This window comes from Pseudomonas fragi (assembly GCF_002269505.1).
GTDB classification, from domain to species: domain Bacteria; phylum Pseudomonadota; class Gammaproteobacteria; order Pseudomonadales; family Pseudomonadaceae; genus Aquipseudomonas; species Aquipseudomonas fragi_D.
This window is the reverse complement of record NZ_NQKQ01000015.1, coordinates 62,667-75,386: the sequence shown is the minus strand read 5'-3', so window position 1 is coordinate 75,386 and position 12,720 is coordinate 62,667. Positions and strand designations below refer to the sequence as shown.

At 55.8% G+C, this 12,720-nt stretch carries 7 protein-coding genes and 1 tRNA gene; all 8 read left to right on the top strand.

Annotated features, from left to right (window positions below; translation table 11 throughout):
* Positions 1 to 2 precede the first annotated feature (2 nt).
* Positions 3 to 1,850, top strand: a complete 1,848-nt coding sequence (rpoD, locus tag CJU81_RS14585) for an RNA polymerase sigma factor RpoD (RefSeq protein ID WP_095037227.1) — start codon at positions 3 to 5, stop codon at positions 1,848 to 1,850.
* 117 nt (positions 1,851 to 1,967) lie between these two features.
* Entirely contained in the window at positions 1,968 to 5,324 is a 3,357-nt protein-coding gene (locus CJU81_RS14580; RefSeq protein ID WP_095037226.1) for a bifunctional diguanylate cyclase/phosphodiesterase, read from the top strand.
* Between the two features lie 508 nt (positions 5,325 to 5,832).
* Positions 5,833 to 5,908, top strand: a tRNA-Ile gene (locus CJU81_RS14575).
* A 124-nt stretch (positions 5,909 to 6,032) separates the two neighbouring features.
* A complete protein-coding gene (locus CJU81_RS14570) occupies positions 6,033 to 7,883 on the top strand; it encodes a reverse transcriptase/maturase family protein (RefSeq protein WP_095037225.1) in 1,851 nt (616 codons plus the stop codon).
* A 393-nt stretch (positions 7,884 to 8,276) separates the two neighbouring features.
* Positions 8,277 to 9,443 carry a Fic family protein gene (locus CJU81_RS14565; RefSeq protein WP_095037224.1) on the top strand — a complete coding sequence of 389 codons (1,167 nt, stop codon included), beginning with the start codon at positions 8,277 to 8,279 and terminating at the stop codon, positions 9,441 to 9,443.
* Positions 9,444 to 9,475: 32 nt separating this feature from the next.
* Positions 9,476 to 9,928 (top strand): Lrp/AsnC family transcriptional regulator, encoded by a 453-nt coding sequence (locus CJU81_RS14560; RefSeq protein WP_095037223.1) that lies wholly within the window; start codon positions 9,476 to 9,478, stop codon positions 9,926 to 9,928.
* 150 nt (positions 9,929 to 10,078) lie between these two features.
* Positions 10,079 to 11,761, top strand: coding sequence for a flavin monoamine oxidase family protein (locus CJU81_RS14555; protein ID WP_095037222.1), 1,683 nt, complete (start codon positions 10,079 to 10,081; stop codon positions 11,759 to 11,761).
* Positions 11,762 to 11,896: 135 nt separating this feature from the next.
* Positions 11,897 to 12,691, top strand: a complete 795-nt coding sequence (locus CJU81_RS14550) for a carbon-nitrogen hydrolase family protein (protein WP_095037221.1) — start codon at positions 11,897 to 11,899, stop codon at positions 12,689 to 12,691.
* Positions 12,692 to 12,720 lie beyond the last annotated feature (29 nt).

The window sequence follows — 12,720 nt, the reverse complement described above, 5'->3', positions numbered from 1 at the left end:
TTATGTCCGGAAAAGCGCAACAGCAGTCTCGTATCAAAGAGTTGATCACCCTCGGCCGTGAGCAGAAGTATCTGACTTACGCAGAGGTCAACGACCACCTGCCCGAAGATATTTCAGATCCGGAGCAAGTGGAAGACATCATCCGCATGATTAATGACATGGGGATCCCCGTACACGAGAGTGCTCCGGATGCGGACGCCCTTATGTTGGCCGATGCCGACACCGACGAAGCAGCGGCTGAAGAAGCGGCAGCAGCGTTGGCGGCAGTAGAGACCGACATTGGTCGTACTACCGACCCTGTGCGCATGTATATGCGTGAAATGGGCACGGTAGAACTGCTGACACGTGAAGGCGAAATTGAAATCGCCAAGCGTATCGAAGAAGGCATCCGTGAAGTGATGGGCGCAATCGCGCACTTCCCTGGCACGGTTGACCATATTCTCTCCGAGTACACTCGCGTCACCACCGAAGGTGGCCGCCTGTCCGACGTTCTGAGCGGTTATATCGACCCGGACGACGGTATTGCGCCGCCCGCAGCCGAAGTACCGCCTCCTGTCGACACCAAGGTGAAAGCCGAAGGTGATGACGAAGAGGACGATAAGGAAGAGTCCACCGAGGAAGAGGAAGAGGTCGAAAGCGGCCCCGACCCGATCATCGCGGCTCAGCGCTTTGGTGCTGTTTCCGATCAGATGGAAATCGCTCGCAAGGCTTTGAAAAAGCACGGTCGTGGCAGCAAGCAGGCAATTGCCGAGCTGGTTGCACTGGCTGAGCTGTTCATGCCTATCAAACTGGTTCCGAAGCAATTCGAAGGCCTGGTTGAGCGTGTTCGCAGCGCCCTGGAGCGTCTGCGTGCACAAGAGCGCGCCATCATGCAGCTGTGTGTACGTGATGCACGCATGCCGCGCACCGATTTCCTGCGCCTGTTCCCGGGCAACGAAGTCGACGAAAGCTGGAGCGACGCGCTGGCCAAAGGCAAAAGCAAATACGCTGAAGCCATTGGTCGCCTGCAACCGGACATCATCCGTTGCCAGCAAAAGCTCTCTGCTCTGGAAGCAGAAACCGGCTTGAAGATTGCCGAGATCAAGGACATCAACCGTCGCATGTCGATCGGTGAGGCCAAGGCCCGCCGCGCGAAGAAAGAGATGGTTGAAGCGAACTTGCGTCTGGTGATCTCCATCGCCAAGAAGTACACCAACCGTGGCTTGCAGTTCCTCGATCTGATCCAGGAAGGCAACATCGGCTTGATGAAAGCGGTAGACAAGTTTGAATACCGCCGCGGCTACAAATTCTCGACTTATGCCACCTGGTGGATCCGTCAGGCGATCACTCGCTCGATCGCCGACCAGGCCCGCACCATCCGTATTCCGGTGCACATGATCGAGACGATCAACAAGCTCAACCGTATTTCCCGCCAGATGTTGCAGGAAATGGGCCGTGAACCGACCCCGGAAGAGCTGGGCGAACGCATGGAAATGCCTGAGGATAAAATCCGCAAGGTATTGAAGATCGCTAAAGAGCCGATCTCCATGGAAACCCCGATCGGTGATGACGAAGACTCCCATCTGGGTGACTTCATCGAAGACTCGACCATGCAGTCGCCAATCGATGTAGCCACTGTTGAGAGCCTTAAAGAAGCGACACGCGATGTACTCGGCGGCCTCACAGCCCGTGAAGCCAAGGTACTGCGCATGCGTTTCGGTATCGACATGAATACCGACCACACCCTTGAGGAGGTTGGTAAGCAGTTCGACGTTACCCGTGAGCGGATTCGTCAGATCGAAGCCAAGGCGCTGCGCAAGCTGCGCCACCCGACGAGAAGCGAGCATTTGCGCTCCTTCCTCGACGAGTGACAACAAAACCCCCGGCCCTGCCGGGGGTTTTGCTTTATAGCTAAAAACCCTCTCGCCCCTCACCTCTGCCACAGCCCGACTACACTGGATGCATCCAGGTGTATTGAAGGGACGCGCATGTCACGTTTGCTGGCTACCCTGCTTTTGTCGCTTGTCGTTTGGACCTCTAGTGCCCAGGCCCTGACGTTCACCGATGAAGAACAACAATGGCTCAAAGACCATCCCGAACTGCTCCTGGGCATCGATACTACATGGCCGCCTTTCGAGTTCCGCAACGCCCAGGGCGCCTATACAGGCCTCGCTGCCGACTATGTGAACCTGATCACCAACCAATTGGGTGTAAGCATCAAGCAGGTCGCAGGATCAAACTGGAGCGAAGTTCTGGAGCAAACCAAAGAAGGCAAACTCGACTGGCTACCCGGCGTCATGTCGACACCCGAGCGCCAAAAGCGCCTGGCCTTTACCCGGCCCTATCTGGACTTCCCCATTGTCATCCTCGCCCACAAGGGCGGCGCGGCGCCTAAAAACATCCAGGAGCTCTACGGCCTCAGAGTTGGCGTAATCGAAAACTACGCCCCTCACGAACTGCTGCGCGCTCAACACCCCGACCTGAATATTGTCGCCCTGCCCAACGTCAGCTCGGCATTGCAGGCTCTGGCCACGGACCAGGTAGATGCCATGGTGGGTGATCTGGCTTCCAGCGTATGGAGCTTGCGCCAGCTCAAACTCGATGGCCTGTACGTGAGCGGCGAAACCCCGTACCGCTTTCAACTGGCCATGGCGGTTCCTAAAAACCAGACCGTGCTGTTAGGACTGCTGGACAAGGTGCTCGCCAATATAAGCCCGAGTGAAACCCAGCGCATTCAGCAGCAGTGGGTAGGCGATATCAACGATTACCGCCCCCTGTGGCGCACCGTGCTGCTCTATGTCCTGCCGGGCATATTGCTACTGATCATTATTCTGTTCGTAGTCATGCGCATCAATCGACGCCTGCGCTCCGAGATTTCGCGGCGAACAGCCCTCGAACAGGAACTGCGCAGCAGCGAGGATCACTACAAGGGGTTGATTGAAGGTCTTTCAGCCATCGCCTGGGAAGCACATCTGGACAACGACACCTTTACCTATGTCTCCCCCCAGGCCGAAGCCTTGCTCGGCTATCCAGTCTCTGACTGGCTTACCCCGGGGTTCTGGAAACGGGTCGTACACCCCGATGATCTGCCCCGCATCCAGGCATGGCGCAAAAAGGAGATCAGCGCAGGCCACGATCACAGCCTGGACTATCGCGTGATCACTGCAGATGGCAGCATCCTCTGGCTACGCGATATTGCCAGTATCACAACCCACAACCAACAAGCCGTGGTTCGCGGCCTGCTGATCAATATCAGCGAAACCAAGCAGACTGAAGAAGCCTTGCTCCTTTCCGAAGAAAAGTTTGCCAAAGCTTTTCACGCATCCCTGGACGGCCTTTTGCTGAGCCGTCAAAGCGATGGACTGATACTCGAGATAAACGAAGGTTTCAGCCGCCTCATCGGCTATGACAGTGCCAGCGCCCTGTACCACTCAACGCTGGAACTGCAATTGTGGGTCGATCCCCATGAGCGCCACGAATTGCTTGCGACCCTGAAAAAAAACGGCTTTGTGCGCGACTTCACCTGCCATATCCGACACAAGGAAGGGCAAGTGCGCCTCTGTGAAATCTCCAGCTATCCGCTGCTGATCGGCACTGACGACTGCATTTTGACCATCGTCCATGACATTACCGAACGGCATCAGATGCAGGAAAAGCTTCTGCAAACAGCCACCGTATTCGAGAGTACCGCCGAAGGCATCATCTTTACCGATCCCGAGCAAAAAATTACCGCGGTCAACCGGGCCTTCAGCGAAATCACCGGTTACTCCGAAAGTGAAGTACTGGGTCAGACTCCGCGCATTCTGGCCTCTGGCCGGCACGACAAACTGTTCTTTGCGTCCATGTGGTACCAACTGTCGAGCGCTGACAACTGGCAGGGCGAAATCTGCAACAGGCGCAAAAACGGAGAAACCTACCCCAGCTGGATGACCATCAGCGCCGTGCGCAACAACAATGATGTGGTGACGCATTTTGTGGCCGTATTTTCTGATATTTCCACCCTCAAACTGGCCCAGGAACGCCTTGATCACCAGGCCCACCACGACCCGTTGACCAACCTGCCCAACCGTTTGCTGTTTGAAAGCCGGGTGCGCCAGGTACTCACCGATCAGCGACGCAACGATCAATACAGCGCCGTGCTATTTCTGGACCTTGATCGCTTCAAGAACATCAATGACAGCCTCGGGCATCCTGTGGGTGACCAATTGCTCAAAGGCATCGCAGCACGCCTGACGGAACAACTGCGCGACATCGACATGGTTGCCCGTCTTGGCGGCGATGAATTTATCGTCCTGTTGCCCGGACTCAAACACCCGGACGCTGCACAGATGATTGCCGAAAAGCTGCTGAGCAGCTTCAACGAACCCTTTTTGACCGACGAAAGCGAACTGTTTATCAGCGCCAGTATCGGCATCAGCGTCTACCCGGACGATGGTGGTGACGTGGCCACACTGATCAAAAATGCCGATATCGCGATGTACCACTCCAAACTCAAAGGGCGCAATCGCGTCGAACGTTACAGCCACGACCTCAACTCCCAGACCAGCGCCCGAATTCTTCTGGGGCAAGAGCTGCGCCGCGCCCTGGAGCGTGGCCAGGTATCACTGCTGTATCAGCCAAAAGTCCGTTTGCGAGACCATTCGCTGGCTGGCGCCGAAGCATTGCTGCACTGGAACCACCCTCTACTCGGAGGAATCTCACATGAGCGTTTGATTCATCTGGCAGAAGAAAACGGCATGATCATACAAATTGGTGACTGGATGCTCGAGCGTGCATGCCATCAACTGTGCTCATGGAATCAGTTGTACAAGCCCTTTGGACCAATCTCGGTCAACCTTGCCAGCGCTCAATTGCACCAGCCGGGGTTGATGGCGCACATCCAGCAACTGCTCGAAACCTGCGAGCTCAAGCCCGAGAGCCTGAAACTGAAAATCACTGAAACCTTTCTTACGGGCCAGACCGAAGAAGCGTTTGACGCCCTGCATCGGTTGAAGAAACTGGGGGTGAAACTGTCCATCGACAACTTCGGCACTGGCAACTCGTCCCTCAGCTACCTCAAGCGCTTGCCACTGGATACGTTGAAAATCGACCCGTCATTTGTGCAGGGCTTACCCGACGACACCCATGATGCTGCAATTGTGAATGCCATCATCGCACTGGGGCACAGCATGCACTTCACCATCATTGCCGACGGTGTTAAAACCCGAGAACAACAGATTTTTCTGGCGCAGGCTGGTTGCGAACTGATCCAGGGCGACATTGTCAGCCCGCCACTGCCTCCCGAAAAATTCGCAGCGACCTTCCTTCATCTCGCAATTTCAGATCTTTCGGATAGCACTACTTAGAATCCGTCGTTATAATCCGCGACCTACTGAGGGCCTATAGCTCAGTTGGTTAGAGCAGGGGACTCATAAGTGCGCCGTAAGATGGCGCAAAAACGTTGTGGTTAATAGCCACCCCCTTGTGACAATAGGGGTAAAGCAGCGGCTTACCGGAAGGGGAAACCCCGCAAGGGACAAGAGCATGCCGTGAAAAGGCTTCCTGCGGAGGATCTCAACTCCAATAGAGGGGGTCAGCTAGGGCAGGTCATGGTTAAGGCTGGATTGCTTGAAGCCAAGGTGAAGCGTGGGTAGGTCGTAACTGGGGTGGCACTGAGATTGACGCCACTCCCTTCGGTTGCGGGAGGACGATTATGAGTCTCCTGCATGTCACACCGGAGGCGCTAGCACAGGTAGTGTGAAAGACAACCGAAATGGCAACCTAAAACCTGAGCACGTTTTTGCGTTAACTGCGGGATCACCTAAAGGGAGTAATCCCCATGGTGACGGAAGGCTCGTAGTACCCGATAGACCTGGGCCGGTAGCATAACGGTTAATGCAGCGGACTCATAATCCGTTGAGTGGGGGTTCAAATCCCCCCCGGCCCACCACTTTTAGTGATTGGCTCATGACATCGCCACGCCGCCGCACCCGGATCTCATGCGACCGACTAATCCTCGGTGAAGGGGAAGGGGCCTAGGATATTTAGTCTCTAGGATCGTGGAGGTATGCGTGATGCAGTTAAAAAGCTTCACGAGAATCGAGGCAATCAGGAAGGCGAACGCCGACCCTACCTACGTGAATGATCGACTTTACCGCCTGATGTTCAAGGAAGACTTGTACATCGCGGCCTACGAGAAGATCAAGAGCAAACCGGGCAACATGACGCCGGGTGTGGATAAAACGACCCTCGACCAGTTCTCGACCACTACAGTCAAGAATATGATCGAGAAAATGAAGAACGAAAGTTTTTCATTCAGGGGCGCCAGACGGGTACTCATCCCTAAGGCCAATGGCAAAACACGAGCATTATCTGTTGCGCCACCCACCGACAAAGTCGTTCAAGAGGTCATGCGAATGATCTTGGAGGCCATATTCGAACCAACGTTTAGCAGTAACAGCCACGGATTTCGGTCGGGAAGGAGTTGTCACACCGCTCTAAAGCAAATCCGCGACACGTGGTCGGGAGTAACCTGGATAATCGAGGGAGACATTAAAGGCTGCTTCGACAACATTCAGCATGACCTCCTAATCAACGCGCTACGGACACGCATTAAAGACGAGAGATTCATCACTCTGATAAGGAAAGCGCTGAACGCGGGCTACTTTGATAACGGGGTCTTTTTCTCTGGTTCACTCGGGACGCCTCAGGGGAGCATTATCTCTCCCATGCTGGCCAACGTGTTCTTGCACCAGCTTGACCAGAAAGTGGAAGAGCTGATCAAAGAACACAACATCGGGGAAGAAGATAGAAAGGCAAGAAACCCGGAATATCGTCGCCTAGTATCGAGACGCGAATTCCTACAGAAGAAGGCAGACACGGCTCAGGGAGCCGAACGTGATCTGTTGATCGAGCAAATCCGCGAGATCAAAAAGGCCACATTGAAACTCCCTCCAACACTTGTGTCTCGCAATGGATTCATTAGAGTGAAGTACGTTCGGTACGCCGACGATTGGGTCGTAGGCATCAACGGGCCGAGGGAACTAGCTGACCGACTGCGTGTGGAGATTGGTGATTACCTTCAAAATCTGGGACTCGAACTCAGCATGGAGAAGACCCATATCAGGCATGCGAAATCGGAGCCGGCAAGATTCCTAGGAACCTCCTTCAGGGTAGGCTCCACAAGTCCGAAGATCATGCGGGTCAAGCGAAACGGCAAATGGTTCACCAAACGGGTGGCAGGTTGGACACCATTGATGTACGCCCCTGTGACGGACATCGTGGCAAAACTAAGCTTGAAAGGATTCTGCAATCCTCAGGGCGAGCCTACTACCATCAATAAGTGGATCTATCTGGACGACTACCAAATCGTTGAGCAGGTGGGGAGTGTGTGGAGAGGTATCTGTAACTATTATTCCTTCGTGGACAGGTTCAGTAACCTAAGTAGAATCCAGTACATTCTGCAACACGCAGCAGCCAAAACCCTGGCAACCAAACATAGGTCGTCAAGGAGTAAAATCTTTTCGAAGCACGGGGCGAAACTCCGAGTAAGAGTGATGAATGCGGCTGGCGAGGAAGTGAAACAAGTGGCAATGCCGCTCGTGAGAAGTTGGAACGCAAAACCAAACCGATTTATGATCGGCGAAGTGGACACCAACTTCCTGGAGAGGAACCTGCGCTTGCGAACGCGATCCAAATTAGGATCACCTTGTGTTATCTGCGATAGCGACGACAGAGTAGCAATGCACCACGTGAAACATATTAGGAAGCTGGGAAGCAAGGTGGCGGGGTTCACAAGGGTCATGGCCGTCCTTAACCGGAAGCAGATCCCTGTATGTCATGAGTGTCACCACAAGATCCACCGTGGCGAATACGATGGCATATCCCTATCCAGCTTTGCGCACCCACACGTGGCAGCAGCCTGATGAATATCTGGAGAGCGCAGTGCTTGGAAACCTGCACGCTGCGTTCGGAGGAAGCTAGTTGATGTCCATGAGTCTCGATGACCTCAACATCGTGGCTCCGGGATCCGGTTAGCCATCCTACTCCCTTGGTCGTAGGTTCGAGTCCTACTGGGCCCACCATACTCAAAGCCGCGCACTGCGCGGCTTTTGTGTTTCCGGGGTTTGGGATTTTGTTTTTCAAAAACGCCCAGAAAACCGGTTTGCGTCCACAAAAACGTCCACAGGCCAGCTCTATAGCCCTTTCGTCGGCTTACCCTGCATCCCAGGTTAGACAGTGAGCCGATTAGCCGGCATTATCGGCTCATTATATGAGCCGAATAGATTCGTTAATCGGCTCACAGACGAGTAAAGCCCATGAACGATTCCCCCTGGATCTGGCAACAGCCCGGCTGGCCAAACTTTAGCTGGCAAGCTGAGATGCTTAACCCGCTATTGCGTGCCTGTACCCAGGCTCAGGGCCGTTTGCTGGGCATGATTGGCGCTGTCGGAAGTGATAGTGAAGCGCTCAACAGCCTGGACACCATGCTGCAAAACATCGTCACCTCATCAGCCATTGAGGGCGAACAGCTGAATGCAGGCTCTGTACGTTCATCCCTGGCTCGCCGCATGGGGCTGACCGGAACAGGTAGCACAACTGCACGCTCCGAAGGCCTGGCACAATTGTTGTTCGATGCCACAAGTGCGCACCAACGCTTGCTGGATCTTGAACGCCTCTATAAGTGGCACTGCTGGCTATTCCCCGGCGAGGACAAGCTGTTGGCCCGCCCACTGCACATTGGCACGCTGCGCGGCGAAGAACCCATGCAGGTAGTATCCGGGCCCCTCCACCACCCCACCGTGCATTTTGAAGCACCACCACGTGCAGGGCTGGAAGAGCAACTGGGCGATTTCCTCACTTGGTTCGAGAGCAGCAGAATCGATGTCAGCCTTGATCCTTTACTACGTGCTGGCATTGCCCACTTTTGGTTCGTTACCTTACATCCGTTCGATGACGGCAACGGTCGCCTCACTCGCACGATCACCGATTTGGCATTGGCCCAGAGTGAGCAGCAATCCATCCGCTTCTATGCCATGTCAGCCAGCATTCTTGATGACCGCACCGGTTATTACCGAATTCTGGAGTCCAGCCAGAAAGGCACACTGGATATCACCCCATGGTTGCAGTGGTTTCTAGCCACGCTGCTTAAAAGCCTGGAGCAAGCCCTTGCCCGGATTGAACGAGTATTGAGCAAGGCCCGCTTCTGGCAACTACACCGCGACCAGGCCCTGTCAGCCGAACAGCTCAAGGTGCTCAACCGCCTGCTCGACGGTGGCGAACGCGGCTTCGAGAACGGTATAAACGCCGCTCAATACCAAGCCGTGGCCAAAGTCTCCAAGGCTACCGCGACCCGCCACCTGGGTGACCTGCTTGCGAAAGGCTGCATCACTCGCCTGCCTGGCAGTGGGCGCAGCACACGCTACCAAATTCAGTACGGCGTCAGCCTCCAAAGTGACCAGAAACTGAGTAGCAAACTCGACTAAAACCAACAATCACCCAGCCCCTGGAGCCAACCTTGCCTGACACCCGCCCCCCTGCACTGGATGAAATCGACCGTCAATTGATCGCGGCTTTGCAGCTCAATGCCCGGGAAAGCGTGGCAATGCTGGCACGCCAATTGGGAATTGCCCGCACCACCGTGACATCACGCCTGGCGCGGCTGGAGAAAACCGGGGTGATTACCGGCTACGGGGTTCGTTTGGGCCAGCGCCTGATTGATGGCGGCCTGCAGGCCTATGTCGGGATTACCGTGCAGCCACGCTCCGGCAAGGAAGTGGTGCGACGCTTGAGTGCGATGGCCCAGGTGCAACAACTGTGCGCAGTCAGTGGCGAATTCGATTACGTGGCCTGGTTGCGCAGCGATTCGCCCGAGCAACTGGACCAGTTGCTCGACCAGATCGGCAGTGTCGAAGGCGTCGAGAAAACCACCACCTCAATCATCCTCAGCAGCAAAGTTGATCGCGGATAAGTCATTTCGACTGTCTGATTCGTCACATCGACTAAATAAAAGCCATAACGACGACAATTTGCGTCTTATTTACGTGTTCTGCGCTGCCTATCATGGTGCCTGTCTTTTTCTATACTCAAGGTTACGCTTGGGTCGCCAGCAAGGTCAGCCATGAACAAGAATAATCGCCACCCTGTCGACGGTAAAAAACCCGTCACCATCTTCGGCCCGGACTTCCCGTTTGCCTTCGATGACTGGATCGAACACCCCGCTGGCCTGGGCAGTATTCCCATACATAAACTTGGCGCTGAAGTGGCGATTGTCGGCGCCGGCATGGCCGGGATGGTGGCGGCCTACGAACTGATGAAGCTGGGCCTTAAACCCGTGGTGTATGAAGCCTCGAAAATGGGCGGGCGCCTGCGCTCGCAAGCCTTTGAGGGCAGTGAAGGGGTGATTGCCGAGCTAGGCGGCATGCGCTTTCCGGTGTCCTCAACAGCGTTTTACCACTATGTCGACAAGCTGGGGCTGGAGACCAAACCCTTCCCCAACCCGCTGACGCCTGCGTCGGGCAGTACGGTCATCGACCTCGAAGGCCAGACGTTCTACGCACAAAAACTGGCGGACTTGCCTGCCCTGTTTCAGGAAGTGGCCGACGCCTGGGCAGACGCCCTGGAAGAAGGCTCGCGCTTTGGCGATATTCAGCAAGCCATCCGTGACCGTGACGTCCCTCGCCTCAAAGAGCTGTGGAACACCCTGGTTCCACTGTGGGACGACCGCACGTTCTACGACTTCGTCGCCACCTCAAAAGCCTTCGCCAAATTGTCCTTCCAGCACCGCGAAGTGTTTGGCCAGGTTGGGTTCGGCACCGGCGGCTGGGATTCGGACTTCCCCAACTCGATGCTGGAAATCTTCCGCGTGGTCATGACCAACTGTGACGACCACCAACACTTGGTAGTGGGCGGTGTCGAGCAAGTGCCACTGGGGATCTGGCGTCATGCCCCTGAGCGCTGTGCCCACTGGCCCGCCGGCACCAGCCTGAGTTCACTGCACAACGGCGCACCTCGTACCGGGGTCAAAGCCATCTCCCGCGCGCAGGACGGGATGTTTTCCGTTACTGACATTCTCGGTGTCACACGCCCCTACGAAGCCGTACTGGTCACGTGCCAAAGCTGGTTGCTGACCACCCAGATCGAATGCGAAGAGTCGCTGTTCTCACAGAAACTGTGGATGGCTCTGGACCGTACGCGCTACATGCAATCATCGAAAACCTTTGTCATGGTCGACCGCCCGTTCTGGAAGGACAAAGACCCGGAAACCGGCCGCGACCTGATGAGCATGACCCTTACCGACCGCCTGACCCGTGGCACCTACCTGTTCGACAACGGCGACGACAAGCCAGGGGTGATGTGCCTGTCGTACTCGTGGATGAGCGATGCGCTGAAAATGCTCCCGCATCCTGTAGAAAAACGCGTGAAGCTGGCCCTCGATTCGCTGAAAAAGATTTATCCGAAGGTGGATATCGCCAGCCGTATCATCGGCGACCCGATCACCATTTCGTGGGAGGCCGATCCGCATTTCCTGGGCGCCTTCAAGGGCGCACTGCCGGGACATTACCGCTATAACCAGCGGATGTATGCGCACTTCATGCAACAGGACATGCCCGACGAGCAACGCGGGATCTTTATTGCTGGCGATGATGTGTCGTGGACCCCTGCCTGGGTTGAAGGCGCGGTGCAGACTTCATTAAACGCGGTCTGGGGCATCATGCACCACTTTGGCGGCAGCACCCATGCGGCCAACCCGGGGCCAGGGGATGTGTTCCACGAAATCGGCCCGATTGCCCTGCCGGATTGACGCCGGAGGGTGAATTAATTCCAGTGGGAGCGGGCTTGCTCGCGATTCAGGCAACGCGGTGCATCAGGCATATCGAGTTGATGCCATCGCGAGCAAGCCCGCTCCCACACAAACAGTCAACACCAGGAGAACCCCATGCGCGTCGCCCTTTACCAATGCCGGCCTCTGCCATTGGATGTCGCGGGCAATCTGCAGCGTTTGCGTGAAATTGCCCAACAAGCCGAGGACATTGACCTGCTGGTACTGCCCGAAATGTTCCTTACGGGCTACAACATCGGCGCCCAGGCCGTAGCCGAACTCGCACAAGCCCACGACGGCGACGCTGCACAGCAGATTGCCCAACTGGCCAAAGCCACTGGCATGGCCATTGTGTACGGCTACCCCGAGCGCGGTGCTGACGGGCATATCTACAACAGTGCACAGTTGATCGACGCCCACGGCAAAAGCCTGTGTAACTACCGCAAGACTCACCTGTTCGGTGAGCTCGACCATTCAATGTTCAGCAAAGGCCCCGATTCATTCCCGGTCATTGAACTCAACGGCTGGCAGCTCGGCCTGCTGATCTGCTACGACCTCGAATTCCCGGAAAACACCCGCAGGCTGGCCCTGGCCGGAGCTGAAGTGATTGTGGTGCCTACCGCCAATATGGCGCCCTACGACTTTATCGCTGATGTCACCGTGCGTTGCCGCGCCTTCGAAAATCAGTGCTATGTGGCCTACGCCAACTACTGCGGCCATGAAGGCGAGATCCATTACTGCGGCCAAAGCAGCATCGCCGCACCCAATGGCAAGCAGATTGCACTGGCCGAACAGGACGAGACCCTGCTGGTTGCAACGCTGCAACGCCAACAATTGGCTGATGCCAAAACCGGAAATTTCTACCTCGCAGACCGTCGCCCCGAGCTATATGGCGAGCTGAGCAAGCGCTAAATCCGCTAGCATGAGCGCTTCTCTGTTCC

Bases quoted from the DNA above. Each gene is read 5' to 3' on its own strand.
- rpoD (WP_095037227.1), top strand. From the start codon at position 3: ATGTCCGGAAAAGCGCAACAGCAGTCTCGTATCAAAGAGTTGATCACC.
- CJU81_RS14580 (WP_095037226.1), top strand. From the start codon at position 1,968: ATGTCACGTTTGCTGGCTACCCTGCTTTTGTCGCTTGTCGTTTGGACC.
- CJU81_RS14570 (WP_095037225.1), top strand. From the start codon at position 6,033: ATGCAGTTAAAAAGCTTCACGAGAATCGAGGCAATCAGGAAGGCGAAC.
- CJU81_RS14565 (WP_095037224.1), top strand. From the start codon at position 8,277: ATGAACGATTCCCCCTGGATCTGGCAACAGCCCGGCTGGCCAAACTTT.
- CJU81_RS14555 (WP_095037222.1), top strand. From the start codon at position 10,079: ATGAACAAGAATAATCGCCACCCTGTCGACGGTAAAAAACCCGTCACC.
- CJU81_RS14550 (WP_095037221.1), top strand. From the start codon at position 11,897: ATGCGCGTCGCCCTTTACCAATGCCGGCCTCTGCCATTGGATGTCGCG.